Raw genomic sequence first — 25,760 nt, forward strand, 5'->3', positions numbered from 1 at the left:
CGTGTCCGTACGCCCTGAGGGCCCGCGCCAGGGAAGGCCGGGCCCTCAGGGGTGTGCCGCCGTGTTTCCCTGCCGTGCGAAGCGTCCTGGTGTGGTGCCGACATGGCGGCGGAAGTGGCGGGTCAGGTGGGACTGGTCGTGGAAGCCCGTCCGCGACGCCACCTCGGGGGGCGGGTGGCCGGCGAGGAGGAGGCAGCGGGCCCGGGTGATGCGGCGCGACGTCACGTACTGGTGCGGGGCGATGCCGAAGGCCGAGGGGAAGGCGCGCACCAGGTGGGTGGGGTGGGCGTGGACCAGCTTCGCGGCCTCGGCCAGGGTCACACCGTCGAGCAGTCGCTCGTCGAGAAGATCCCGCAGGTCGTGGGCCACGTCATCAGGGCGAGGCGGCTCTCGGCCTCCAGCCCGTCGCTCCGGTGCGCCAGCGCCGCGTGCAGCTGTCCCAGCCGTCCGCGCAGCATCGGGTCCACGATGTCGGGGCCGTCGACCGCGGCGCCGATCAGGCTCTCGTCCAGCTGGGTGAGGTCCAGGTAGAGCACCCGTTTACGGAAGCCGTGCTCGGTGGCGGGTGAGCCGTTGTGGGGGACGTGCGGCGGGAGAAGCGTCACCGTGTCGTGGGGGGTGCCGTGTTCGCGCCGGTCCAGGTCGTAGCGGACCGCGCCGTCGTCGACGATCAGCAGGGTCCAGACGTCGTGCACGTGCATCGGGTAGGCGTGCTCGGTGAACCGGGCGTGGAAGACCTCCACCACACCCGGGACACCCGGGCGCCACGCGGAGACCTCGTGCCCTGCCACCATGCCAAGAACGTACAAGAAGCCGGGACGGACGAGGCGGCAGTCTCGGACCATGGACCACGCCCGGCGACACGCCCCCCGAGAACCCCCCCGTACGCTTCGACACCAAGATCGCCGTCCTGCTGCGCGAGCATCTGGAGACCTGGCAGCGGCTGAACGTGACCGTGTTCCTGGTCAGCGGCCTCGGCACAGAGGCGCCGGAGGTGATCGGCGAGCCGTACGCCGATGCCGACGGCACCACGTACCTGCCGATGTTCCGGCAGCCCGTCCTCGTCTTCGAGGGGACGAAGGAGACGCTCACCGCCGCACACGGCCGTGCGCTGTCCCGCTCGCTGCCCCGCGCCGTCTTCACCTCCGAACTCTTCGCCACCGGCAACGACCGCGACAACCGCGCGGCTGTCCGCGCGGTGCCGGGGGACCGGCTGGATGTCGTGGGGCTCGCCGTGTACGGGCCGCGCAACGCCGTCGACAAGGTGCTCAAGGGCGCGCGGATGCACCCCTAGGGGCCGTGCGGAAGCGGAGGCGGTATTCCGTGGGGGTCGTGTCGAGGCGGCGGCGGAAGGCTCGGATCAGGGTGTCGGTCGTGCCGAAGCCACAGGTGGACGCGATCCGTTCGAGGGTGGCGTCGGTCGTCTCCAGCGCGGCGCGGGCTCGTTCGACGCGCGCGGACTCCACGTAGACGCCCGGGGTCACGCCGAGTTCCTCCTTGAAGATCCGGGTCAGCTGGCGGCTGCTGACGTGCGCGTACTGCGCGAGGTCGTCGACGGCGAGCGGTTCGTCGAGGTGGCGGGTGATGTGGTGGCGGAGGTCCTCGATGCGCCGGGTCGTGGAGAGGGGTTCGAGGGGGACGCTGAACTGGCTCTGGCCGCTCGGGCGCTTCAGGTACATCACGAGCTGGCGGGCGACCCGCAGCGCGACCGTCTCGCCGAAGTCCTCGGCGACGAGGGCCAGGGACAGGTCGAGGCAGGCGCTGATCCCCGCGCCGGTCCACACGTCACCCGCGCGGATGAAGATCGGGTCGGCGTCGACCTCGACCAGCGGATGGTCGGAGGCGAGCTGCCGTGCGGTCGACCAGTGGGTGGTGGCGCGCTTGCCGTCGAGGAGCCCGGCGGCGGCGAGGATGTGCGCTCCCACGCAGACGGACGCGACCCGGCGCGTCCGCCCGGCGAGGACCTTCACCCGGTCGACGACGGCGGGTTCGGCGAGGGCGTGGACCCGTCGCCGGTCGTCGACCTCGACGGAACCGGGGACGAGGAGGGTGTCGATGCCCCGGGCGCCCACCGCGCCGAGCAGCTCGTCGAAGGTGGCGTCCGGGACGATCCGTACGCCCGCGGAGGTGGTGACGGGGTCCGTGGTCTCGGCGGCGAGGACGACCCGGTAGCCGGACGCGTCGTCCGTCTCGCGGCGCAGGAGGGCGAAGACCTCCGGCGGTCCGGTGACGTCCAGCAGGTCGACGCCCTCGAAGAGGACGATGACGATCAGTCGTTCCACCTGGCTCATCTCGATGTCCGTATCTGCAAGTCGGGCGACATTGCCGACGCCGCGCGGTCGGCCATAGCGTTTCAGACGTAGCGAAACAGCCCGAGCCAGGGGGTATTTCATCCATGGGTACGACTCGTACGACCACGACTCTGCGCGAACTCAACGGCTTCGACCAGACGCCCGCGTCGCTCTCCGGCGCGACGCTGATCCTCGTCGACTACCAGAACACCTACACGCGGGGCGTGATGGAGCTGGACGGCTGGCAGGCCGCGCTCGACTCCGCCGCAGCGCTCCTCGCCCGGGCCCGGGAGGAGGGGGCGAAGGTCGTGCACGTCGTCAACGACGGCGGTGAGGGCACGCCGTACGACATCCGTGAGGACATCGGCGCGATCCACCCGAGCGTCGCCCCGGTCCAGGGGGAGCCGCTCGTCGTCAAGAAGGTCCCGAACGCCTTCGTCGACACCGACCTGGCCGCCCATGTGGACGCCGCGGGGCACAAGGACGTCGTCGTCGCCGGGTTCATGACACACATGTGCGTGACGTTCACGGCGGAGGGCGCGTTCCTGCGGGGCAACCGGCCCACGGTCGTCGCCGACGCCTGCGCGACCCGCCCGCTGCGGACGGCGGTCGCCGGCGTACCCGCCGAACAGCTCCACCGGGGTGCGCTCGCGACGATCGCCGACCTGTACGGGGTCGTGGTGGCCTCCGCGGCGGACCTCGGCGGCGGTCGCCGCTGAGGGGTGCACCCGAATGCGGCCAGCGGTCGCCGCCCCGTGAGGGGCGACGTAGCGTCCGGATCGGTGACCGAGCGTCCACAGGTGTGACGTTCCGTGATGATTCGGGCTTCTGGAGGTCCGTGTGATTCCCTACCGCGTTTCCGGCCTGCTGACCGCTGCCGCGCTCCTCGCTCTCGGCCTGCCGGCGGGGACCGCCGCCGCCGCACCGTCCACGTGCTTCGGTGTACCCGCGACCCTCACGGGGTCGGGGACGATCCAGGGAACCGCCGGCGACGACGTGATCGTCGGGTCGGCCGGTGCCGATGTGATCGACGGCGGGGGCGGAGACGACCTGATCTGCGCCCTGGGCGGGGACGACGCCGTCGCGGGCGGCCTGGGCGACGACCACGTCAACGCCGGGGCGGGCGACGACAACGCCCGTGGCGACGTCCTCGCCCTCACCGGGGACGCGGTGGGCGGCGGCGACGACCGTGTCTACGGCGGGGAGGGCGACGACCGGCTCGGCGGCGACAGCTTCGCGCTCGCCGGGGCGGCCTCCGGCGGCGGCGACGACCAGGTGTTCGCGGGGCCCGGCGACGACGTGGTGGCCGGGGACAGCCGGGGCAGGAGCGCGACCGGTGGCGGCGACGACGTGCTGGACGGCGGTCCCGGCGTCGACGACATGGCCGGGGACTCCGTCGCGACCCTCACCGACGCCTCCGGAGCCGGTGACGACGTGCTGCGCGGAGGCAGCGGCACCGACATCCTCATCGGCGACAACAACGCGCAGCGCAGCGCCTCGGGCAGCGGCGGGAACGACCTCCTGGAGCTGGGTGCGGACGGCGGGTTCTTCGCCATCGGCGACCACAACGCGGCGGAGGGGACGGCGTCCGGTGCAGGTGACGACCGGATCGTCGGCGGGAGCGCCGGCGAGGTCCTCCTCGGTGACAGCTCCGTGAACACCACGGCGCCCACCAGCGCGGGCGACGACCTCATCGAAGGGCGGGGCGGCGACGACCGGCTGCTCGGCGACAACGCCGACTTCTTCATCGAGAACACGGTCGGTACGGCCGGTGGCGAGGACCAGCTCTTCGGCGGCGCGGGCGCCGACCGGCTGAAGGCCGGTCCGAGCGCCGACATCCTCGTGGGAGGTGCCGGATCCCCCGACGTCTGCGACGGCGAGACCGGCACGGACGTGGCGGCCGGCGGCTGCGAGACGGTCACGAACGTGCCCTGAAGGTCACGAACGCGCTCTGACGGACGGCCCCCACGGGGGTGGGGCCGCCAGGGGTCTGGCCGGGGCGGTGCGGGCCAGGGCGGTGCGGGCCGGTGCGGGCCGGGCCAGGGGTCTGGCCGGGGCGGCGCGGGCCGGGGGTGGGGTCCGGGGGGCAGCCCCACCCCGGACTGTCCCGGCTGCCGGATGGGATCATGACGGTGCGTCAACAAGACTTGCCGCATGACGACTTACGCATCCAAGGCCCTGCTGATCGCCCTCTCCTCCGCCGCCGTCGTGGCCGGTCCGACCGCGGCCGGCCCCGCCTCCGCGGCCCCGTCGCCCGCCGGGCTCGTGTGGACCGAGTGCGCCGTCACCCGTCCGCACCTCAGGCCCACGCCGCTGCCCGGGCAGGAGTGCGCCACCCTCTCCGTACCCCTGGACTACGGCGACCCCCGGGGCCGCCAGGTCGGGATCGCCGTCTCGCGGATCCGCAGCGACCGCCCCGGTGAGCGGCGCGGGGCGCTGGCGGTGATCCCCGGCGGCCCGGGGAGCTCCGGGGTGCAGCGGCTGACGACGAAGGCGGAGGCGCTGCGGAGGGAACTGGGCGGCACGTACGACCTGGTGGCGATGGACCCGCGCGGGGTGGGCGGCAGCGTGAAGGCGAACTGCCGGCTGGAGGAGGACGACCGGCGCATGGTCACCCTCCGGTCCTGGCCGGGCGCCGACGGGAGCATCGCCGAGAACGTCGCCCGGTCCCGGCGTACCGCGGAGGCGTGCGCGCGCAACGGCGGCGACGAGCTCGCGAGCATGACGACGGCGAACCAGGCGCGGGACCTGGACCGGTTCCGGCAGGCGCTGGGCGAGGAGAAGCTGTCGGCCTGGGGAGTCTCGTACGGAACGTACGTCGGCGCGGTGTACGCGCAGAGGTTCCCGCACCGTACGGACCGCTGGGTCCTGGACAGCAGCAGCGACCCGGACCCGAAGCGGGTCGCCAGAGGCTGGCTCGCGTACCTGGGGCAGGGCGCGGAGGAGCGCTTCCCCGACTTCGCCGCGTGGGCGGCGCACCCGGACCGGGCAGCCCAGGGGCTGCGGCTCGCGGAGCGTCCCGAGGACGTACGTCCGCTGGTGATCGCGCTGGCGGAGCGGCTGGACCGGGCACCGGTCGAGTCCACCGTCCCCGGCGCCCCGCTCACCGGAAACGTCCTCCGGCAGGCCCTGCAGAACGCGCTCTACAGCGACGCGGCCTTCGCCGGGTTCGCCCGTCTGGTGGTGGACGCCCAGGGCCCGGAGACCAGGCCCGCGCTTCCGCCCGAGCTCGCCGCCGCGCTGCCGGACGAGGACGCGGCGCTGATGGTCGGCGTCATCTGCAACGACGTGAGCTGGCCGCGCTCCGTCCCCGCCCACGAGCGGGCCGTCGTGGCGGACCGGGCGCGCCACCCGCTCACGGCCGGGTTCCCGGTGAACATCACGCCCTGCTCGTTCTGGAAGGCCCCGGCCGAGAAGCCGACCCGGATCACCGACCGGGGTCCGTCCGACATCCTGATGATCCAGAGCCTCCGCGACCCGTCGACCCCGTACGCCGCCGGCCTGAAGATGCGCGCGGCCCTCGGCGACCGCGCCCGGCTGGTCTCCGTCGACCAGGGCGGGCACGGCATGTACGTGGGCAACGGCAACGCGTGCGGGAACGCGGCGGTGACGGAGTTCCTGCGGACGGGGAAGCGCCCGGCCCGCGACACGTACTGCGCGAACTGAGCGCGACGGGCCCGCACCGTCGCCGGCCGCGGGCCCACCTCTCCCCGTACGGGATCAGACCCTCATGGGGCTACCCGTACGGGATCAGACCTTCATGGGGCTACCCGTACGGGATCAGACCTTCACGGGCTCCGGCCCGGGGGCCTGGGCGGGGTCGGTCGCGGGCGCTGTCGCCGGGTCCGCCGCCGGGGCGGCAGCCGTGTCGGCCGCCGGGTCCGTGTCCACGTCGAACTCCTCCAGGAGTTCGCGGCTGAAGCCCCAGAAGTACGTCGCCACGAAGCCCACCGCGTAGCCGACCAGCAGCCCGCCCGCGTAGATCGCGATCGTCTCGCCGAGACCCCGGTTGCCGTCGAGGAGCGGGAACAGGGCCCAGCCCGAGGGGCCGATGGCCGTGGATCCGACCTTGTCGCCCAGCATGTTGAAGAGGCCGACGAAGCCGCCGCCGAACGCGCCGCCGACGCAGGCCGTGATGAACGGACGGCCCAGCGGGAGCGAGACACCGTAGATCAGGGGCTCGCCCACGCCCAGGAAGCCGGCCGGGAGGGCGGACTTGATGGTGCGGCGGATGGAGCCGTTGCGGGGGAGCTTGAAGTAGACCGCGACCGCCGCGCCGACCTGGCCCGCACCCGCCATCGCCAGGATCGGCAGCAGGACGGTGAAGCCCTGCTGCTCGATGAGGGTCGTGTGGATGGGGATCAGGGCCTGGTGCAGCCCCAGCATCACGAGCGGCAGGAACAGTCCGCCCAGGACGAGACCCGCGCCGGCACCCGCGTGGGCGAGGAGCCAGTTGGCGAAGTCGCCGATCGCGGTGGAGATCTCACCGGCCACGAACATCAGGCCGAAGATGGTGACCAGGCCGGAGACCAGGACCGTGAGGGTCGGCGTGACCAGCACGTCGAGGGCCTCGGGTACCCGGCGACGGCACCACTTCTCGACGTACACCGCGAGCACCGCCGCGCCCAGCGCGCCGAGCACGCCGCCCTGGCCGGGCGAGAGCGTCTGGCCGAACGCGTCGATCTTCGCGACCCCGGGGAAGACGATGATGGCGGCGACCGCGCCGCCCAGGATCGGCGTACCGCCGAACTCCTTCGCCGTGTTGAAGCCGACGAAGACCGCGATCAGAGCCATGAAGCCGCTCGCCATCGCCGCGAGTGCGGGTGTCACGGCGGGGAGCCATCCGAGGTTGATCAGCAGGCCGTTGAGGCCGGCGATGATGCCGCAGCCGATGAGCGCGGGGATCAGCGGGACGAAGATGTTCGCGATCTTGCGGAGGAAGAGCTTGAACGGTGTCTGGTTCTTCTCCTTCCGCGCCGCCCTGATCGCCGCGCCCTGGGCGGCGAGGCCGTCGGCCGAGGGCTTCGGGGCCGCCGCCACCAGAGCCTCGAACTCCGGCGTCACGCGGGCGACCGTGCCCGGGCCGAGCACGATCTGGTACGTGTCGTCCTCCACCACACCCATCACGGACGGCAGGGCCTTCAGGGCCTCGTCCTGGACGAGCGAGCGGTCCCGCAGGCCCAGCCGGAGCCGGGTCATGCAGTGGGCCACGGAGTCGATGTTCTCCACGCCGCCGACGAGGGGGAGGATCGCGGCGGCGATGGCGCGGTTCTTGTCGTCTGTGCTCATGGTGCGGTGGTGCCTTGCTGTGCGGGGGTGGGGGGAGGTTCAGGGGGTGTCGTCGGCGTGGAGCGCGGCCCGCAGATGGCCGGCCGCATCGGTGAGGCGCCGGTCGGCGGCCTTGGCGTCGATGTCGGCGAGGATCATCAGGATCGCGGTCTTCACCTCGCCGTCGGCGGCGGTGAGTGCCGTCTCGATCTGCTCGTCCGGCGCGCCGGTGGCCAGGGCGACGATCCGCCGCGAGCGGGCCTGGAGCTTGTCGTTGGAGGCGCGGACGTCGACCATCAGGTTTCCGTACGTCTTGCCGAGCCGGATCATCGTGATCGTCGAGATCATGTTGAGGACCAGCTTCTGCGCCGTGCCGGCCTTCAACCGCGTGGAGCCGGTGAGGAGTTCGGGACCGGTGACGACCTCGATGCCGTGTTCGGCGGCGGCCGCGAGCGCGCTGTCCGCGTTGCAGGAGAGGCCGATCGTGAGCGCGCCCAGGGTGCGGGCGTGGGCGACGGCGCCGATGGCGTACGGAGTACGGCCCGAGGCGGAGATGCCGACCACCGTGTCGTCCGCGGTGAGGTCCAGCGCGTCGAGGTCGGCCGCCGCGAGCTCCGCCGAGTCCTCGGCGCCCTCGACCGCCTTCACCATCGCCGACGGGCCGCCCGCGATCAGTCCGAGCACCTCCGAGGGGTCGGTGTTGAAGGTGGGCGGGCACTCGCTGGCGTCGAGGACGCCGAGCCGGCCGGCGGTGCCCGCGCCGGCGTAGATCAGCCGGCCGCCGCGGGCCATGCGGGCGGCGGTGGCGTCGATCGCGGCCGCGATCAGCGGCAGCTGCGCGGCGACGGCGGCCGGGACGGTCTGGTCCTCGGTGTTCATGGTGCGGGCGATCTCGAGCGTCGGGAGCTGGTCGATCTCCGCGAGCTCGGGACGGAACGCCTCGGTGGTCAGGGTGGCCAGCTGGGCGCGCAGTTCGGAGTACGTAGCTGAAGACACGTGCGGGCTCTTTCGAGGGTTTCCCGGTGTTACCGGGTGCGGGGCGAGTGGCGGTGGGCCAGGGCTTCGTACGAGGCCGCGAGGGCAGGGGCCGCCGTCTCGTACGTACGTTGGGTGACGCAGGTGAACAGGCAGTCCACGACGAGGAGCTGGCTCGTACGGGACGACATGGCCGCCGGGCGCAGCTCGCTCTCGCGGGCCGTGGAGGTGGTGAGGATGTGGTCGGCGTACTGCGAGACGGGCCCGTCGGGGCGGCCGGTGATCGCGACGGTGGTGGCGCCGTGGTCGAAGGCGACGCGGAGGGGTTCTATGACGTCGCCGGTCGAGCCGGAGTGGGTGATGGCGATGGCGACGTCGCCGGAGCGGAGCTGCACGGCGTTGGTGACGGCGAGGTGCGGGTCGCTGTGGGCGTGCGCGATCAGGCCGATGCGGAGGAGCTTCTGGCCGAGGTCCTGGGCGACGAGCCCGGAGGCGCCGATGCCGTAGATGTCGATGCGGCGGGCGGTGGCGAGGGCGGCGACGGCGGCGCCGAGCTGGACGGTGTCCAGTCCGGCGGCGGTGTCGGCGAGGGTCTGCTGCTCGTCGTAGGCGAGCTTGGCGACGACGTCGGCCACCGGGTCGTCGACGGCGATGTCGGCGGTGACGGCGGGCGCGCGGCCGGACTGCTGCTGGGCGGCGAGGCCGGCGAGGGCCAGGCGGAGGTCCCGGTAGCCGGGGTAGCCGAGCAGGCGGGCGGTGCGGACGACGGTCGCCTCGCTGGTGCCGGTGAGCTCGGCGAGGCCGGTGACGGTGAGGGCGGCGCAGCCGGCCGGGTCGCCGGCGACGGCTTCGGCGACCCGCTGCATCGAACGGGTCATGGAGGGCGCGAGGGTGCGCACCTTGGCCGCGAGGGCGGCGGGCGCGGGCACCTCCCGCGCCGGGGAGGCTCCGGGGGAGGGCGGCGCCTGGTGGCCGGACCCGGCGCCGGACGCGGCGGAGGGCGGCGCGGAGGGAGGGGCCCCGGGTGGGGGCACCTGGCCGCTGAAACTTTCCTTCACGTCATTGGTCACACCTGAAAGATATTTTCGAGCGGGGGGAGCGTCAAGACCCCATCGGTCCCGGAAAGTCCCGGACGAACCCCGGATGCGGACAGGACCTTCGCCCCTGAGGCTGGGCAGGTGACAATGTGTGTATGGACGACATCGACCCGCTGGAGCAGGCACTCCACACCGCCCGCGCCCTGGTCCTCGCCGATCTGGCGGCACGCGACGTGGCCGCGGCCGAGGTCGTGTCGATGGTGGAGGACGCCGTCACCCACCGGCGCTGGTGGGTCGAGCAGTGGCCCGAGGGCATTACGTTCGTCGCCGGGCTCATCGCCCAGGACGTCCAGGACGCGCTCCTGGAGCAGCACGGCCGCTGGCCGCTGTGCCCGGTCTGCTCCTCGGGCGACCCGCACGCACTGGACGTCGAACCCGAGCTCGGCCCGGACCCGCACTGGGTCTGCGGCAAGGCGGGCGTCGTGGTCGCCCCGGTGGGCGGCCTGAGGTGACCCTCTACATCGACCCGCCGACCTGGCCGGGTCACGGCCGCATGTGGTCGCACCTGGTGAGCGACGTCTCGTTCGAGGAACTGCACGCCTTCGCCGCCGAGATCGGCGCCCCGCCCCGCGCCTTCGAGCGCGACCACTACGACATCCCGTCGGAGCGATACGCCTCGGCGGTGGAGGCCGGCGCGGTCGAGGTCGGCTCGAAGGAACTCGTACGCCTGATCACGGAGGCGGGCCTGCGCCGGCCCAAGGGGCGGCCCGCCCCGCGACCGTGACCGGGGCGGGCGGCGGGCGCACACGGCGGCCCGCGGTCGGCGGGTCAGTCGGCGGTGCGGCAGGCGACGAGGTCGGCCTGGGTGGCGGTCTGCCGGTCGGCCTGGGGAGAGGGCTGCTGGTCGGTCGGCTGGTCGGTCGTGCGTGTGGGTGACGCCGACGAGGCCACGACGTGGCTGTTCGAGGTGCGGCGGCTGAGGCGCAGGGCCAGGGCGGCCGTCGCCAGGGCCACCACCGTCATGGCCGCTCCCGCCCAGGCCGTCGAGGGGAAGCCGAGGCCGGCGTCGATCGTGGTGCCGCCGAGCCAGGGGCCGGCCGTGTTGCCGAGGTTGAAGGCGGCCGTCGTCGTGGCGCCCGCCAGCGTCGGGGCGGCGCCGGCGACGTTGAACATGCGGGCGTTGAGGGCGGGCGCGGTGTAGAAGGCCGAGACACCCAGGAGGAAGGAGAGGGTGATCACGGCGACCGGGCTGGAGGCGAAGACGGCCAGGGCGACCAGGAAGACCGTCGATGCCGTGATGCCGCTGAGCAGGATCCCGAAGAGGTGGGCGTCGGCGACCCGGCCGCCGATCGTCGTACCGATCAGCGCGCCGATGCCGAAGAGGGCCAGGATCGCGGAGACCCAGCGGGTGTCGATCCCGGCGACGTCCGTGACGACCGGGGCGAGGTACGAGAAGGCGCAGAAGACGCCGCCCGCGGCGAGTGCGGTGATCACGATCGAGAGCAGGACCTGCCGGTCGCGGTAGATCGACAGCTCCCTCTTGAGGCGGGGGCGGGTCTCCGGCAGCGGGATGTGCGGGATGCGGGTGACCACGCCGACGAGGGCGACGGCCGAGGCCACGCCGACCGCCCAGAACGCGGCGCGCCAGCCGAGGTGCTCGCCCAGGAAGGCGCCCGCGGGCACGCCGAGGACGTTGGCGATCGAGAGGCCGCCGATCATGACCGCCATGGCGCGGGCGCGCGAGCCGACGGGGACCATCGCGATGGCGACTGCCGCGCCGACCGCCCAGAAGCCCGCGCAGGCGAGCGCGCTGACGACACGCGAGGCGAAGAGGACCGCGTAGTTCGGGGCCAGCGCACCGGCGACCTGGCCGAGGCCGAAGACGGTGATCAGGGCGATCAGGGTCGTCTTGCGAGGGAGCCGGAGGGTCGCGACGGCGAGCAGCGGGGCGCCGACCACCATGCCGATCGCGAAGGCCGAGATCAGCAGGCCGGCGCGGGGTATGGAGACGTTCATGTCGTCGGCGACGGATTGGAGGAGGCCGGAGAGCATGAACTCGCTCGTGCCGAGCGCGAAGACGGAGAGGCCGAGGATGTAGACGGCCAGCGGCATGCGGGTGGGCGTGGACGGCGCCGCGGGGGCGGTGGCGGCTTCGGCGCGCTCGGCGGAGGTTGACGGCATGACATGCGTCAACCTGCGGTTTGGGCCTGTCATTCCCGCCGTGACGGGAGTCTCGCGATGCGGACGGAGCGGTCCTCAGGCCCCCAGTTCCTTCAGTTCCCGGGTCAGGTTCCTGCGGGCCCGTTCCTCCCAGGCCGCCGCGCCGTACGGGGTGCGGAAGAGGCGGGGGAGGGAGAGGAGCTGGCGGAGGATCGCCGCGCGGCCCTGCCGGAAGTCCTCGTCCGGGACGAACGCGTACTCCTCCCGGACCGCGCGCGTGTACCCCCCGTACGTACCCTCGTCCGTCGCCAGGATCGCCAGGTCCGCGTCGCAGAGGGCCTCGCCGTTGAGGTCGCCGGGCGCCGGGTCGTGGGTGGTCGTCAGGCGCACCAGGCGGGCCACCTCGGCGATCTCGTGAGGGGTGAGGCCCGCCTCCGTGAGGGCCTTCTCGGCCAGGAGTGCCGAGCGTTCCTCGTTCTCCGAGCGCTCCGGCCGGTAGACCGCGTCGTGGAACCAGGCGGCCAGCCGGACCAGCTCAAGCTCCCCGCCCTCGCCGCCTTGGTCGGCGAGTTCGTCGATGCGGTCGAGGACGGCTCGCAGATGGTCGACCGTGTGGTACCTGCGCTGCGGCTCCGCCCAGCGGGCCAGCAGGTTCCGGCCGTACGGGGTCGGGTCCGGGCCCTCGCGGCCGGCGCGGGCGGCGCGCAGGGTGGCGTTCCAGCGCTGGAGCAGGGCGGGGTCCACGGGTTCCGTCATGGCTGCATTCTGCCGCCCCGAGGGCCGGGCCCGCTCGTGTCCGGGTGTGCCTGACGGGTCCTCATCTCCTTCGGGTCGGCGGGCCGGCAGTGCACCGGCGGGCCGTTCGTCCGGACGGACCTGTCGTGGTGCGGGGCGCGGGACGCGCTGCTCGACTGGGAAGCGGCGCATCCGCACACCTCAGAGAGCGAGCACCCTCATGGCCGTGATCGTCACCGTCTCCTTGCCGGGTGTCACGAAGCAGCAGTACGAGTCGGTCAACGCGAAGCTTCAAGCCTCGTCGTTCTGGCCCCCCAAGGGGTTCGTCTCCCACGCCGGAGCCCCCGCCGAGGGCGGATGGTTCGTGGTGGACCTGTGGGAGTCGGCGGAGGACTTCGAGGCGTTCATGCGGCAGGGGGCGGACATCTTCGCGGAGTTCGGCACCCAGGAGATCCGGCCGACGATCTACGGTCCGGCGACCAGGATCACGCCGTAGGACGGGGCCGGGCGCGCTCGCGAAATTGCGTTGCCGGGGCGGGACGCCGCGCGGCACGCTTCGGCGCATGACTTCCCACCCCGTGGCGGACCTGTTCTCCGCCGAAGGACGACTGAAGGCGATCCCGCGCAGGGCCCCGCGCCGCGCGCAGCTCCTCGCCCACCTGGCCGAGACGCTCTTCGAGCCGGCCCGCTCCTACTCCGAGCGCGAGGTCAACGAGGCCCTCCTGACCGTGCACGAGGACTTCCCGGCGCTGCGCCGCTATCTCGTGACCGGTGGCCTGCTCTCCCGTACGAAGGACGGCGCCAGCTACCGCCGACAGCAGCAGCCCGGCTCCACCGGAGGCCCGATCCTGTCCGTCGCGTGACCGCCGCGGTGGTGGCCGGCCTGCTCGCCGGCTACGGCATCGCGATCCCGGTCGGCGCCGTCGGCGCCTATCTGGTGGCGGTCACGGCGCGCACGAGCTGGCGTACGGGAGCGGGCGCGGCGCTCGGCGTCGCGGCGGCGGACGGGGTGTACGCCCTGGTCGCGGTCCTCGGCGGCTCGGCGCTCGTGCCGCTCCTGACACCGGTCATGACCCCGCTGCGCCGAATCTCGGCGGTGGTCCTCGTCTGCCTCGCCGCCCACTCCGCGTGGACGGCCGTACGGGCCTACCGCGCACGGGACCTCGCGAACCGGGACGACCGCGAAGGACCGCTCACCCCGGCGCGCGCCTTCCTCACGTTCCTGGGCATCACGATCCTGAACCCCATGACCGTGATCTACTTCGTGGCCCTGATCCTGGCGACGGGCCCTTCGGGTCCGGCGACTCCTCTGGACCGTACGGTCTTCGTCCTGGCGGCCCTGGTCGCCTCCGCCAGCTGGCAGCTCCTCCTCGCCTCCGGGGGCGCGCTCCTCGGCCGGGGACTGACGGGCCCGAGGGGACGGCTCGGGACGGCGCTCGTGTCGAGCACGCTCATCGCGGGACTGGCGATCCACCTCGTGAGCTGAGCGGACCCCTGGAAGGGACGGGAGCGGGCGACGGCCGCTACCGCCGTGCGTGACGCCCGCGGCGCCCGAGCCCCGAGGACCGGGAGACGAGCAGCGCGCCGGCGACGGTGAGCGCGCCGGCCGCCATGACACCGCCCCTGGAACGCCAGGACATGACCGACCAGCACGACTGGGCGGAGAGCAGCGATCCCGCGCTCAGCCAGGACCCGACGGAGGCGATGGACGCGGCCGATCCGACGGAGCCGACGGAGAGCACCGAACCGACGGAGCCGATGGAGAGCACGGACCCCGTCGAGCCGATGGAGAGCACGGAGTCCCGGGACCAGAGAGAGAGTGCGGCAGCCATGGTCCGATCGTAGGTGCGAGGCGTCCGGCACACACGTCGGCTCACGGGCCTCCGACCGGACGATCACGGCATCGGAAACGGGAATCCGGTCGTCCGGGAACCCCGGGGCCGCCCGGTGCGATCACGTGCTGAGTGGTTTGTCCCACGATCTTCGGCCAATCCTTGACGCTGCGTGAGCACCCACGGTTCAATCCGGCGATTCATTGCGATCTCTGAGACGTGAACAGTGGGGGTAGGGGACGTGGGGGCTGGCAGACATCCCGGTAGATCGTGGTACAGACGGGGGAGTTCACGGACAGGTGGGGCCGCTGTGGCGCTGGCGACGGCGGCCTCCGTCCTCTTCGGAGTGGTTCCGGCCGGTTCCGCGCTGGCGGCGGAGCGGGCCGAACCCGCCGGGGCGACCACGACGACAGCGACACCGGAGGCCGAACGGGCGCTGAAGGCGGCCAGAGCCTCCGGACACCGGGTGGAGGTGACGAGCGAACGCTCGGAGCGGACCACCGTGTTCGCCAATCCGGACGGCTCCACGTTCACCCTGGAGGAGTCCGCCGTCCCCGTACGCGTGGCTGTCCCGGGCGGTGGCTGGCGTGCGCCGGACGCGACGCTGGTGCGGCGCTCCGACGGGTCGATCGGCCCGAAGGCCGCCGCGGCCGAGATGTCGTTCTCGCGCGGCGGGAACAAGGACGCGCTGGTCTCGATCGCGGAGTCCGGGCGTTCGCTGGCCCTCGAATGGCCCGGCAGGCTGCCCGCCCCCCGGCTCGACGGCGCGAGCGCGGTGTACCCGGACGTGCTGCCGGACGTGGACCTGAAGGTCACGGCGACGGTGGAGAGCTTCCAGCACGTGCTCGTCGTCAAGACGCCCGAGGCGGCGGCGGATCCGAGGATCAGAACCCTGACGTTCGGCCTGAGGACGCGTGGTCTCTCCGTCCGCACGAGCGCGTCCGGCGCGCTGGCGGCGGTGGACGGCGACGGCCGTACGGTGTTCAAGGCGCCTCCGGCCCAGATGTGGGACTCGGCGGGCAGGGGCGCGGCCGGGCGGCTGGGCGCGACCGTGCCCGCGGCGAAGCCGGCGCTCGCGAAGGGCCCGGCCGGGACCCTGGTGGCCGCCCCGTCGGCGTCCCCCGCACCCGGCACCTCCGCGGACGCCTCGGAGTCCGCCCCCTCCGGCACCGGGCGCGCCCCCGGCCAGGGCGACAAGGTCAGGGGGATGGGCGTGAAGCTCGGCAAGGGCTCGCTCTCCGTCATGCCTGACGCTGCGATGCTGGCGAACACCCCCGACGCCGCTTTCCCGCTCTTCATCGATCCCACGGTGACGTGGGGCGAGTCGGAGCGGACGCTGCTGCGCAGCGACGGCTACGAGTCGTACGGCTGGGGCAACGGCGACGACGACCGCGGCATGGGCGCGGGCAAGTGCGGCTCCTGGAACGGGTACTACTGCGGTCCCGGCTATGTGCAGCGGCTGTACTTCGAGTTCTCCCCGGCCAGCCTCAAGGGCAAGAACATCCTGGACGCCACGTTCCGGGTGACCGAGCCGTGGGCGTTCCAGTGCGACCCGCGCACCGTCGACCTGGTTCGCACCGACAACATCTCCTCCTCCACCACCTGGACCACACGGCCCAAGGAACTGGACTGGATGGTCGACCGGGACGTCTCGGCAGGCCGTGGCTCGCTCTGCGACCCGGACTCGCCGGACGCTCCCATCGAGTTCAACGACAACCCGGCAGAGACGAACGAGAACCTCACCCCGACGGTGAAGTCGTTCGCGGCGGGCAAGTTCTCCCGCCTCACGCTGGAGATCCGCGCGAACAACGAGTCGGACACCTCCGCGTGGAAGCGGTTCAGGAACGACGCCGTCCTGTCGGTGAAGTTCGTGGCGCTGCCCGCACTGCCCACCGGCGTGGGTGTGGTCAGTGGCAACGGCACGGTCTGCGCGCCGAACGAGAACGACCCCGCCGTCATCAGCGACCCGACTCCGGCCGTGAACGGCAGGCCGCAGACCGCGGCGGGCGGCGAGTCCGGTGCCAGCCTGCGGATCCGCTGGCGTACGCAGAAGTGGAACGGCACCTCCTGGGTGACCGCCCACACCGACGTCGACAGCCCGACCACCGGGTACACGGGTGACAACGTCAACCAGACGAAGAGCCTTCCCGCCCTGGCCGAGGGCGTGAAGCACCGGCTCCTCGCGTTGACGCTCTCGTACTACGAGGACGGCACGAACCGCCTCAACACCGGTTATACGGCGGCCTGTCACTTCACCGTCGACACGACGGCGCCGAAGGCACCCAAGGTCACGATGGGGGCGCCGTACTCCGAGTGCCTTCCGAACGCGTGTGCCGCCGCCGGTGGCCCGGGCGTGTCGTCCACGGTCACCTTCGCGCCGGCCGTCGGCGACACCAACATCACCAATGTCCAGTACCGCTCCACCGAGCAGGCCGCCTGGATCAACACCTGTTCCCCCGGCGTCGCCTGCACCTTCAAGGCCACGGTCACACCGAACGGCTCCGGCACGCACCGGTTGTACGTGCGGGCCGTCGATTCACTCGGCCGCGCCGGTGCCCAGCAGGTCGTCGACTACCTCGTCGCCTCCGGTGACGGTCCCGTCGGCCGGTGGAGCTTCGGCGAGGCCTCCGGTGCCGCCGTCGACACCGGTGCCGACGCCACCCGCCAGGACGCCGCCCTCGCCGGTACGGCCGTCCGGGACGACCGGGGCCGGCGCGGTGAGCTGACCACCGACGCCGCCGGGGCCCCGCTGCCGGGCGGCCCGGTCACCGACCGCGGTCTGCTCCTGAACGGCGGCGGTCACGCCGCCACCTCCGCCCCGGTCCTGGAGACCCGCTCCGGCTACTCGTTCTCCACCTGGGTCCGGCTGGACAGCAAGGACACCACCGGCGTCGTCCTCTCCCAGGACGGCGCCAACTACAGCCCGTTCGTGGTCACCTACGAGAAGCCGTACGACACCTGGTACTTCGGGGTGAAGGAGAAGGACGAGGCGACGGCCGACGCGTACTGGGGCCGCAAGGCGGTCACTCCCGCGCGGACCGGTGTGTGGACCCACCTCGCCGGCACGTACGACCCGGCGGCCAAGACGCTCCAGCTGTTCGTGAACGGCAAGCTGGAAGCCGTCAACACCAACGTGGTCAGCTCGTGGTCGGCGACCGGCCCGATGCAGTTCGGCCGCTACAGGTACAACGGCCAGTACGGTCTGCCGTTCAAGGGCAGCATCGACGAGGTCGCCGTCTGGCAGCGGGTCCTGACGGCACGGGAGATCGCCGAAGAGGCGAAGCTGCCGACCTCGCAGACGTACGCGGGCGCCGAGCTCGTCGCCGACTGGAACGCTGCCGACGCCACCGGCTCCACCGTGCCCAACTCGGCCGTCGGCTACGGCCCCGCGCTGACTCTTTCCGGCGGTGCCGCCGTCGCGGGCGGCGAGATCGTCCTCGACGGCGTCGACGACGCGGCCACCGCCGCCGGCCCCGTCCTGGACGACACGGGGTCGTTCACGGCCACGACGACCGTACGGCTGGACAGCGCGCAGCTGCTGACCAAGCCCGTCGGCCACACCGGCCAGGTCTTCGGCCAGCGGTCGGCGAGCGGCTCGGCGTGGGGCTTCTGGTTCCAGCTGACCGGCAAGGAGACCGCCCTCGACCCGGAGACCATGGAGGAGCGGACCACACCGGTCGGCAAGTGGCACTTCGGGCGGCTCAACGCCGACGGCACCTTCTCCTCGGTCGTCTCCGACGAGGTCGCGGCCATGGACAGCCTGGTCCGGCTGACCGGCGTCTTCGACGCCCAGGACGGCGCCATCAGCCTCTACCTGGGCCACAACCGCAATGGCGAGGCCACGGCGTTCACCGCGCAGGTCGGCTCCGGTGACTTCGCTCTCGGCAAGGGCTTCACCTCCGGCGGGTGGGGCCACCACCTGCCCGCGCGCATCGCCGAAGTGCGGCTCTGGGCCGGGGCGATGGCCGGCGCCGACCAGATCGAGACCACCGTCGGCGACTGACCGACGGGTGAGGGCGGGGGGCTTCCGGCGAGGAAGCCTCCCGCCCCTGTCGTACCCACGCGCGCCGGACACACGGGCACGTGGCCATTCCACAACTCGTTTTCCGATGTTCTCTCTTACGTACTTTCGGGGTGGATCCACAGATGTTGACAGGCATGGGCAGATTCGACAGAGGGGACGGTGGCGGCGGTCGTCGCGCCCGGACCCTCGCGGCCGCGCTGGCACTGGCGCTGGCCGTACCGGTCGGCTGGACACCGGTCGCCCAGGCGGCGGGCCCCGGCGGCCTCGGCCGTCCCGACGTACCCGAGCAGCGGGTCAGCAAGGTCAGGGAGATCACGGGTGGCGGGGCGAAGAAGGCCCGCGACCTGGTCGCCAGGGAGCGGAAGGCCAACGACGGCCAGGCCGCCGAGGCCACCCGGGAACAGCGGGCCGCCTGGCCCGCGCGCGGTTCGGCTGAGCTGCCGCTCACGGCGGGCAGGGCGGGGAGCGCAGAGCCCGGCGGGCTGCCGGTGACGCTGACCCCGAAGCCGGGCAAGGCCGGCTGGGCGGCCGGCGCCGACGCGCGCGTGACCGTCCTCGACCGGCAGGCGACCCGCAGGGCGGGGGTCACCGGAGTCCTGCTGACCGCCGAGGCCGACACCGCCGGCACGGCGAAGGTCACCGTCGACTACGGCTCCTTCGCCTCCGCGGTCGGCGGCGGCTGGTCCGGGCGGCTGCGCCTGGTGACCCTGCCCGCATGTGCGCTGACCACGCCGGCGAAGGCCGAGTGCCGGACGCAGACCCCGGTGACGTCGCACAACGACCGGTCCGCCCAGACCGTGTCGGCCGATCTCGCGCTCGCCGAGACCGCCGGCGGACCGTCCACCCAGCTGCTGACCGCGTCGGCGGCGGCCTCCGGTGCGACCGTGTTCGCGCTCACCGCGGACGGTGTCGGCGGTGGCGAGGCCGCGAACGGCTCGGGCGACTTCGCGGCGACCCCGCTCGCCGCGTCGTCCTCCTGGGAGGCCGGCTCCGGCTCGGGCTCGTTCACCTGGAACTACGGCTTCACCCTGCCGCCGGCCGCGGCCGGCCCGGCACCCTCCCTCGCGCTCTCCTACGACTCCGGTTCGGTCGACGGCCGCACCGCGACCTCGAACAACCAGGGCAGCGCGGTCGGTGAGGGCTTCTCGCTCGGCGAGTCCTACATCGAGCGTGGCTACGGCAGTTGTGACGACGACGGCCACGAGGACGTCTACGACCGCTGCTGGAAGTACGACAACGCCCGGCTCGTCCTCAACGGCAGGTCCGACCGGCTGGTCAAGGACAAGACCAGCGGTGCATGGCACCTGGAGGGCGACGACGCCTCCACCGTGACCCGTCACACCGGCGCCGACAACGGCGACGACAACGGCGAGTACTGGACCGTCGTCACCGAGGGCACCACCTACACCTTCGGCAGGAACAAGCTCGACGGCGCCTCGACCGAGCGCACCAACAGCACCTGGACCGTCCCCGTCTTCGGTGACGACTCGGGCGAGCCGGGTTACGACAAGGGCACCGCGTTCGCGGACCGGGCGCTGACCCAGGCCTGGCGCTGGAACGTGGACCTCGTCGAGGACCCCTCCGGGAACGCCTCCACGTACTGGTACACCGCCGAGTCGAACTACTACGAGAAGAACAAGGCCACCAAGGCCAGCACCTCGTACGTCCGGGGTGGCTACCTCACCGAGGTCAAGTACGGCCTGCGCAAGGGTGCCCTGTTCACCGACACCGCCGACGCCAAGGTGACCTTCGGCCACGCCGAGCGGTGCACGGTCGCCGACTGCGGCTCGCTGACCGACGCCACCTCCGACAACTGGCCGGACGTCCCCTTCGACGCGATCTGCTCCAAGGACGACACCGACTGCAAGTCCGGCGGCCCGTCGTTCTTCTCCCGCAAGCGCACCACGAGCGTCGACACCTTCTCGTGGAACGCCGCCACGAGCGCCTACGACCCGGTCGACTCCTGGGCCCTGAACCAGAAGTACCTGGACGGCGGCGACATCGGCGACAGCTCCGACCATGTGCTCTCGCTCCAGTCGATCGTGCGCACTGCCAAGGCGGGCACCGCGATCGAGCTGAAGCCGGTCTCCTTCACCTACCACATGCGGCCCAACCGGGTGGACGGCACGGACGACATCCTGCCGCTGTCCCGGCCCCGGATCTCCACCGTCACCTCCGAGACCGGTGCCATCACCACCGTGTCCCTGTCCGCTCCCGAGTGCGTGCGCGGCGAGGTGCTCGGAGCCGCCCCCGACACCAACACCCGTAGCTGCTACCCGCAGTTCTGGAACATCAACGGGGCCGAGGAGGCCTCGATCGACTGGTTCCACAAGTACCGGGTGCTGGCCGTCACCGTCTCCGACCCGGCCGGCCAGAACGACACCGTCGAGAACTCCTACGAGTACAGCGGTGCCGCCTGGCACCACAGCGACGAGCCCTTCACCCCGAAGGACGAGCGGACCTGGTCCGACTGGCGCGGCTACCGTCAGGTCACCGCGTACGGCGGCGCCCTGAACACCACCCGCTCCAAGAGCGTCTCGCTGTTCTTCCAGGGCATGGACGGCGACAAGAAGAAGGACGGCACCACCAAGTCCGTCAGCCTCGCCCCGCTCTCCGCGCCCGCGCTCGGCGTGGCCTCCGTCGCCGACACCGACGCCTTCCAGGGCAAGCTGCGGCAGAAGGTCACCTACGACGGCGCCACCGCCATCGGCGCCGAGGTCCACAAGCCGTGGCTGAAGGAGACCGCCCGCCAGGACGTCCCCGACGCCGCCGACCACGTCGCCCGCTTCGTGCGCGTCGGCGAGTCCACCAGCTACACCCTGCTCACCGCGTCGAACACCTGGCGCGCCCACACCACCGTCACCGAGCACGACGCGTTCGGCATGCCGTACCAGGTCGAGGACCGGGGCGACGACGCCAAGAGCGGCGACGAGACCTGCGAGTACACCTGGTACGCCCGGGACACCGCCATCGGGCTCGTCTCGCTCGCCTCCCGTACCCGGACCGTCGGCCGGGCCTGCACGGTCGCGGACGCCGACCTCGACCTGCCCGCCGACGACACGCGCCGCGGTGACGTGCTCTCCGACACCGCCACCGCCTACGACGGTGCCGCCTGGTCGGCCACGATGAAGCCCACCAAGGGCCTGGCGACCTGGACCGGACGGGCCAAGAGCTACGGGACGGACAACCAGCCCGTCTGGCAGAAGCTCTCCACCACCGGCTACGACACCCTCGGCCGCCCGGTCAGCCTCGCGGACGCCCACGACAAGGCGACCACGACCGCCTACACCCCGGCCGACCAGGGCCCGCTGACGAAGACGATCACCACGGACCCCAAGGGGTTCAAGACGACGACCTTCCTCGACGCGCGGCGCGGCCAGCCGGAGCGCAGCTACGACGCGAACCTGAAGAAGACCGAGACCGCGTACGACGCCCTCGGCCGGCTCACCGACGTCTGGCTCCCCGACCGCAACCGGGGCGGCGGCTACGCGCCCAGCCAGAAGTACACGTACAGCATGTCCGACACCAGGCAGTCGTGGGTCTCCACGGCGAAGCTGAAGAAGGACGGAACCACCTACAACACCTCGTACTCGATCTACGACGCGCTGCTGCGCCCGCTGCAGATCCAGGCGCCGACCCCGGACGGCGGCCGGCTCCTGAGCGACACCCGCTACGACTCGCGCGGCCTCGCCTACGAGTCGTACGAGGAGATCTTCGACACCACCTCCACTCCGAACGGCACCTACACGCGGGCCGAGTACGGCGAGGCGCCCAAGCAGACCGAGACCGCCTTCGACGGTGCCGGCCGGGCCACGACCAGCACCCTGCTCGTGTACGGCGTGAAGAAGTGGTCGACGTCCACCACGTACACCGGTGACTCGACCGCCACCACCGCCGTCGAGGGCGGCACCGCGACCCGGACGATCACCGACGCCCGCGGCCGCGCCGTGGAGACCCGCGAATACGCGGGGCCGCTGCCGACCGACACCCAGTACGGCGGCGCCCTCGGCGTCACCTACGCGTCCACCCGCTTCGGCTACACCCTGGACGGCAAGCAGTCCGCGGTGACCGGCCCGGACGGCGCCCAGTGGACCTACACGCACGACGTGTTCGGGCGTGAGCGCGTGGTCGGCGACCCCGACAAGGGCTCCTCGACCACGTACTACGACGCGCTCGACCGGCCGGTCAAGGTCACCGACCCCCGTGGCACGGTGGTCACCGGCTACGACGAGCTCGGCCGCGTCACCGGCACCTGGACGGGCTCGGTCACCGACGCCAACCAGCTCACCGGATACACCTACGACACCGTCCTCAAGGGCCAGCGGGCCAGTGCCGTCCGCTACGTCGGCGGCAGGACAGGCCAGGCGTACACGCGGTCGGTGACCGCCTACGACACCATGTCCCGGCCCACCGCCTCGACCCTGACGCTGCCCGCGACCGATCCGCTGGTGACCGCCGGGGTGCCCACGACCCTCTCGTACAGCAGCTACTACAACATCGACGGCTCGCTGCAGAACACCACCGAGCCCGCGCTCGGCGGACTGGCCTCGGAGACCGTCGCCTACGGGTACGACGACCTCGGTCTCGTCACTTCGATCGGCGGCTCCACCGGCTACCTCCTGGGCGTCGACTACTCGGCCCTCGGCCGGGCCCAGCAGCTGACTCTGGGCACGGCGAACACCGAGGCCGTGAAGAAGACCTACGTCACGAACACCTACGAGGAGGGCACCGGCCGACTGACGCGTTCGCACGTCACCGACCAGACCCACCCGTGGATGCTGCAGGACCTCAACTACACCTTCGACCTGTCCGGCAACGTCACCTCGATCACCGACCCGACGCTGCTCGGCGGCGCCGGGAAGGCCGAGACCCAGTGCTTCGGCTACGACGGCCACCGGCGGCTCACCGAGGCCTGGACCCCGTCCTCGCAGAAGTGCTCCGACCCGCGCAGCGCGACGTCCCTGTCCGGCCCGGCGCCGTACTGGGACTCGTACACGTACAACACCGCGGGCCAGCGCACCTCCGTCACCTCGCACAAGAGCACCGGCGACACGAAGACGACGTACTGCTGGACCGCCCGCAAGCACACCCTGAACGGCACCAGCGCAAGCGGCAACTGCACCACGCCCGACCGCTCCTACGTCTACGACAACACCGGCAACACCACCAAGCGTCCCGGCGCCACCGGCCCTCAGGACCTCAAGTGGTCGGAGTCCGGCCAGCTCACCAAGCTGACCGAGGGCACCAAGGCCACGGACTACCTCTACGACGCCGACGGCACCCTGCTCGTCCGTGCCACCACCGGCGGCGAGCGGATCCTGTACGCCGGCGCCACCGAGGTGCACCTGCGGGCCAACGGCACCACCTGGGCCCAGCGCTCGTACGCCTCCGGCAGCATGAACGTCGCCGTCCGCACCAACCAGTCGGGTGCCCAGAAGGTGTCCTACCTGGCCGGTGACCACCACGGCACGCAGAGCCTGGCCGTCGGCTCGGACAGCACGCAGACGTTCACCAAGCGCTACACCGGTGTCTTCGGCGAGAACCGCGGCACCGTCACCGGCGCCGCCTGGCCGGACGACAAGGGCTTCCTCGGGAAGACCACCGACGCGACCACCGGTCTGACGCATGTGGGTGCCCGCCAGTACGACCCGTCCACCGGGCAGTTCATCAGCGCCGACCCCAAGCTGACCCTGGACCAGGCCCAGTCGCTCAACGGGTACGCCTACGCCAACAACAACCCGGTCACCCAGGCCGACCCGACGGGCGAGCGGGTGCCCGAGTGCGACAACCCCAGCAAGTACGGGATCACCTGCAAGGGCGGCATCCCGGTCTCCAGCGGCGGCGGCGCTCCCTGCCCCAGTCTGACCAACCCGCAGTGCCCTGAGTACCAGGGTGGCGGCGGTGGCGGCGGTGGCGGTGGCGGTGGCGGTGGCGGCGGTGGCGGCGGTGGCGGTGGCGGTGGTGGCTGCGACGCCGCCTGCCAGCGCGCGCTGAACAACATCGCCAAGAAGTGGAAGGGTGGCCTCTACCACGCGCTGGGCGTCGACCTGAAGAAGTACGTCCAGGTCCTCACCCACGAGACCACCCCGTGCGTCGAAGGCGCCATGGTCTCCTCCGGGGTCGCGGCGGGCTGTGCCGACATCGCCGGCATCGGCTCCACCGACACCTGGAACGACCTGCTCAACGAGTGGATGAACGGAGACGGAGGCAACCGGGCCTTCGGTGTCGGCAGCTTCATGACCCAGCAGCTCGCCGCCAACAAGCACAGCCTCAACATCGTCAACCAGCTCAAGAGCCAGATCGAGGCCGCCGACTACGACATCGACCCCGCCTCGATGGGCGGAAGATCCTCCTACAAGGACCCCAAGACCAACTTCTTCAACGACATCACCGGCATGCTGACCGACGGCGCCAAGGGCTCCGGGGTTCCGGAGGCCTTCATGGGCTCCTACGATCAGATCCACCAGGTCATCAACGTCAACAAGCGCGAACGGTCCTTCACGGTCGCGTTCGCCGCCTACAACGAGACCGGTACGGAGTCCCTGACGCACGTCATCCCGGACATCGGGCAGGGCAAGCAGATGGGCACCCTGCACCAGACCTACTACTGGACGATCACGGTCGGTCCGTGACCGGCCGCTGATCGAAGATGAGAGAGGGGACGGAAGTGGCAGTGCCTGTGCTGGACCGTCTGCCCGTACGGGCCCGAGGCTCGGTGCACCGGGCGTTCCGCGTGCTCGCGCTGCTGCTTCTGCTCGCCGCGGCCGTCGACCTGCTGTCGAACCTGGTCCCGCGCCAGGCTTCGATGCGGGAGCTGCTCGACGACGTGCGCGCCGGCCGAACCTCGGTGGTCCATGTCTTCTACACCGCACCCGACGCGGTCGGCGTGCGGTGGACCACCGGGTACGCCGGCGACAGGGAGCTCACCCACCGCTTCGCGACCCTTCCGGGGGGCGAGGGCGGTGAGGCCGAGTTCGAGGAGCTGGTGCGGGACGAGCTCGGCACCACGCCGGTCGTGTTCGACCGGAAGGATCCGCTGGAGAGGCTGGGCGGGCTCGCCTCCCTGGTCCCGGTGCTGTACTGGCGGTTCATCTCCACCGCATGGCTCGCCTGGGCCGTCCTCGCGGCGGGGGTGGCCGTGCTGGCCGACATCGTGGTGCGGGCACGGCTGCGGGCCCCGAGCGCCGGATACTGGCTGACCGCGTGCCTGGTGTTCGGAGCGGGATTCCCCGCCTACCTGTGGTCGGAGCCGGCGGCGCTGTGGCGCCCGGCGGCGGACGGCCGCATCACCGGCACGGGAGTCCTGGGCCGTACGGCCCTGTGGGCCGCGGGCTTCGCGGCGCTCGCCGTGGCGGTGGTCGCGACGCGCTGATCACGGCGCACCGCAGCGCGAGAAAAAAGGCGCCGTGGTCGGGGGAGGCTCAGCCGTCCCCGGCCA

General features: G+C 72.1%; 19 protein-coding genes and 1 pseudogene. 12 read left to right on the forward strand and 8 right to left on the reverse strand.

The window, feature by feature from the left end:
• Window positions 1-45: 45 nt before the first annotated feature.
• Window positions 46-794 (reverse strand): annotated as a pseudogene (locus ACF1G2_RS24785) (AraC family transcriptional regulator).
• Between the two features lie 107 nt (window positions 795-901).
• Here ACF1G2_RS24785 and ACF1G2_RS24790 point away from each other — a divergent pair.
• Window positions 902-1,294 carry a DUF2000 family protein gene (locus tag ACF1G2_RS24790; RefSeq protein WP_391800528.1) on the forward strand — a complete coding sequence of 131 codons (393 nt, stop codon included), beginning with the start codon at window positions 902-904 and terminating at the stop codon, window positions 1,292-1,294.
• Here the strand turns inward: ACF1G2_RS24790 and ACF1G2_RS24795 are convergent.
• A complete protein-coding gene (locus ACF1G2_RS24795) occupies window positions 1,269-2,291 on the reverse strand; it encodes a GlxA family transcriptional regulator (RefSeq protein WP_391800352.1) in 1,023 nt (340 codons plus the stop codon). The genes ACF1G2_RS24790 and ACF1G2_RS24795 overlap by 26 nt on opposite strands.
• A gap of 104 nt (window positions 2,292-2,395) precedes the next feature.
• Here ACF1G2_RS24795 and ACF1G2_RS24800 point away from each other — a divergent pair, with 104 nt between their 5' ends.
• The 3 genes from ACF1G2_RS24800 to ACF1G2_RS24810 all read left to right on the forward strand — a co-directional run bounded on the left by ACF1G2_RS24800 (window position 2,396) and on the right by ACF1G2_RS24810 (window position 5,957).
• On the forward strand, window positions 2,396-3,010 hold the full coding sequence (locus ACF1G2_RS24800) for an isochorismatase family protein (RefSeq protein WP_391800353.1): 615 nt from the start codon (window positions 2,396-2,398) through the stop codon (window positions 3,008-3,010).
• A 121-nt stretch (window positions 3,011-3,131) separates the two neighbouring features.
• Window positions 3,132-4,226 (forward strand): calcium-binding protein, encoded by a 1,095-nt coding sequence (locus tag ACF1G2_RS24805; RefSeq protein WP_391800354.1) that lies wholly within the window; start codon window positions 3,132-3,134, stop codon window positions 4,224-4,226.
• Window positions 4,227-4,445: 219 nt separating this feature from the next.
• Window positions 4,446-5,957, forward strand: coding sequence for an alpha/beta hydrolase (locus tag ACF1G2_RS24810; protein ID WP_391800355.1), 1,512 nt, complete (start codon window positions 4,446-4,448; stop codon window positions 5,955-5,957).
• A gap of 114 nt (window positions 5,958-6,071) precedes the next feature.
• Here ACF1G2_RS24810 and ACF1G2_RS24815 read toward each other — a convergent pair whose 3' ends face one another.
• The 3 genes from ACF1G2_RS24815 to ACF1G2_RS24825 are packed head-to-tail and all read right to left on the reverse strand — an operon-like array spanning window position 6,072 to window position 9,604.
• Window positions 6,072-7,580 (reverse strand): PTS transporter subunit EIIC, encoded by a 1,509-nt coding sequence (locus tag ACF1G2_RS24815; protein ID WP_391800356.1) that lies wholly within the window; start codon window positions 7,578-7,580, stop codon window positions 6,072-6,074.
• Window positions 7,581-7,619: 39 nt separating this feature from the next.
• A complete protein-coding gene (gene murQ, locus ACF1G2_RS24820; protein WP_391800357.1) occupies window positions 7,620-8,555 on the reverse strand; it encodes an N-acetylmuramic acid 6-phosphate etherase in 936 nt (311 codons plus the stop codon).
• 29 nt (window positions 8,556-8,584) lie between these two features.
• Window positions 8,585-9,604 (reverse strand): MurR/RpiR family transcriptional regulator, encoded by a 1,020-nt coding sequence (locus ACF1G2_RS24825; RefSeq protein ID WP_391800358.1) that lies wholly within the window; start codon window positions 9,602-9,604, stop codon window positions 8,585-8,587.
• A gap of 122 nt (window positions 9,605-9,726) precedes the next feature.
• Between ACF1G2_RS24825 and ACF1G2_RS24830 the strand changes: the two genes are divergently transcribed.
• The gene (locus ACF1G2_RS24830) at window positions 9,727-10,083 is read left to right on the forward strand and encodes a hypothetical protein (RefSeq protein WP_391800359.1); all 357 of its coding nucleotides are present in this window, start codon (window positions 9,727-9,729) and stop codon (window positions 10,081-10,083) included.
• Window positions 10,080-10,355 (forward strand): DUF4031 domain-containing protein, encoded by a 276-nt coding sequence (locus tag ACF1G2_RS24835; RefSeq protein WP_391800360.1) that lies wholly within the window; start codon window positions 10,080-10,082, stop codon window positions 10,353-10,355. Before ACF1G2_RS24830 ends, ACF1G2_RS24835 begins: the two co-directional genes overlap by 4 nt.
• 44 nt (window positions 10,356-10,399) lie before the next feature.
• Here the strand turns inward: ACF1G2_RS24835 and ACF1G2_RS24840 are convergent, their stop codons facing one another.
• Window positions 10,400-11,683 (reverse strand): Cmx/CmrA family chloramphenicol efflux MFS transporter, encoded by a 1,284-nt coding sequence (locus ACF1G2_RS24840; RefSeq protein ID WP_391800529.1) that lies wholly within the window; start codon window positions 11,681-11,683, stop codon window positions 10,400-10,402.
• 144 nt (window positions 11,684-11,827) lie between these two features.
• The gene (locus ACF1G2_RS24845) at window positions 11,828-12,487 is read right to left on the reverse strand and encodes a hypothetical protein (protein ID WP_391800361.1); all 660 of its coding nucleotides are present in this window, start codon (window positions 12,485-12,487) and stop codon (window positions 11,828-11,830) included.
• Window positions 12,488-12,692: 205 nt separating this feature from the next.
• On the opposite strand from ACF1G2_RS24845, the gene ACF1G2_RS24850 reads away from it, so the two are divergent.
• From ACF1G2_RS24850 to ACF1G2_RS24860, 3 genes are all read left to right on the forward strand, one after another.
• Entirely contained in the window at window positions 12,693-12,962 is a 270-nt protein-coding gene (locus tag ACF1G2_RS24850; protein ID WP_391800362.1) for a hypothetical protein, read from the forward strand.
• A 67-nt stretch (window positions 12,963-13,029) separates the two neighbouring features.
• The gene (locus ACF1G2_RS24855; protein ID WP_391800363.1) at window positions 13,030-13,329 is read left to right on the forward strand and encodes a DUF2087 domain-containing protein; all 300 of its coding nucleotides are present in this window, start codon (window positions 13,030-13,032) and stop codon (window positions 13,327-13,329) included.
• Window positions 13,326-13,952: a LysE family transporter gene (locus ACF1G2_RS24860; RefSeq protein WP_391800364.1), complete on the forward strand. Its 627-nt coding sequence runs from the start codon at window positions 13,326-13,328 to the stop codon at window positions 13,950-13,952. The genes ACF1G2_RS24855 and ACF1G2_RS24860 overlap by 4 nt, the downstream gene beginning before the upstream one ends.
• A gap of 37 nt (window positions 13,953-13,989) precedes the next feature.
• Here ACF1G2_RS24860 and ACF1G2_RS24865 read toward each other — a convergent pair whose 3' ends face one another.
• On the reverse strand, window positions 13,990-14,298 hold the full coding sequence (locus ACF1G2_RS24865) for a hypothetical protein (RefSeq protein WP_391800365.1): 309 nt from the start codon (window positions 14,296-14,298) through the stop codon (window positions 13,990-13,992).
• A gap of 316 nt (window positions 14,299-14,614) precedes the next feature.
• Here ACF1G2_RS24865 and ACF1G2_RS24870 point away from each other — a divergent pair, with 316 nt between their 5' ends.
• The 3 genes from ACF1G2_RS24870 (at window position 14,615) to ACF1G2_RS24880 (ending at window position 25,694) form a co-directional block, all read left to right on the forward strand.
• Window positions 14,615-18,301 (forward strand): LamG-like jellyroll fold domain-containing protein, encoded by a 3,687-nt coding sequence (locus ACF1G2_RS24870; protein WP_391800530.1) that lies wholly within the window; start codon window positions 14,615-14,617, stop codon window positions 18,299-18,301.
• A gap of 155 nt (window positions 18,302-18,456) precedes the next feature.
• A complete protein-coding gene (locus tag ACF1G2_RS24875; protein ID WP_391800366.1) occupies window positions 18,457-24,954 on the forward strand; it encodes an RHS repeat domain-containing protein in 6,498 nt (2,165 codons plus the stop codon).
• A 35-nt stretch (window positions 24,955-24,989) separates the two neighbouring features.
• Window positions 24,990-25,694 carry a hypothetical protein gene (locus ACF1G2_RS24880; protein ID WP_391800367.1) on the forward strand — a complete coding sequence of 235 codons (705 nt, stop codon included), beginning with the start codon at window positions 24,990-24,992 and terminating at the stop codon, window positions 25,692-25,694.
• Window positions 25,695-25,760: the final 66 nt, after the last annotated feature.

Origin of the sequence: Streptomyces sp. NPDC013457, assembly GCF_043089925.1 — a bacterium.
Classification (GTDB): Bacteria; Actinomycetota; Actinomycetes; order Streptomycetales; family Streptomycetaceae; genus Streptomyces.

Coding starts and splice junctions, on each gene's coding strand:
- ACF1G2_RS24840 (WP_391800529.1), bottom strand. CDS start 11,683: ATGCCGCTGGCCGTCTACATCCTCGGCCTCTCCGTCTTCGCGCTCGGC.
- ACF1G2_RS24865 (WP_391800365.1), bottom strand. CDS start 14,298: ATGGCTGCCGCACTCTCTCTCTGGTCCCGGGACTCCGTGCTCTCCATC.
- ACF1G2_RS24845 (WP_391800361.1), bottom strand. CDS start 12,487: ATGACGGAACCCGTGGACCCCGCCCTGCTCCAGCGCTGGAACGCCACC.
- ACF1G2_RS24815 (WP_391800356.1), bottom strand. CDS start 7,580: ATGAGCACAGACGACAAGAACCGCGCCATCGCCGCCGCGATCCTCCCC.
- ACF1G2_RS24810 (WP_391800355.1), top strand. CDS start 4,446: ATGACGACTTACGCATCCAAGGCCCTGCTGATCGCCCTCTCCTCCGCC.
- ACF1G2_RS24795 (WP_391800352.1), bottom strand. CDS start 2,291: ATGAGCCAGGTGGAACGACTGATCGTCATCGTCCTCTTCGAGGGCGTC.
- ACF1G2_RS24855 (WP_391800363.1), top strand. CDS start 13,030: ATGACTTCCCACCCCGTGGCGGACCTGTTCTCCGCCGAAGGACGACTG.
- ACF1G2_RS24830 (WP_391800359.1), top strand. CDS start 9,727: ATGGACGACATCGACCCGCTGGAGCAGGCACTCCACACCGCCCGCGCC.
- ACF1G2_RS24800 (WP_391800353.1), top strand. CDS start 2,396: ATGGGTACGACTCGTACGACCACGACTCTGCGCGAACTCAACGGCTTC.
- ACF1G2_RS24875 (WP_391800366.1), top strand. CDS start 18,457: ATGGGCAGATTCGACAGAGGGGACGGTGGCGGCGGTCGTCGCGCCCGG.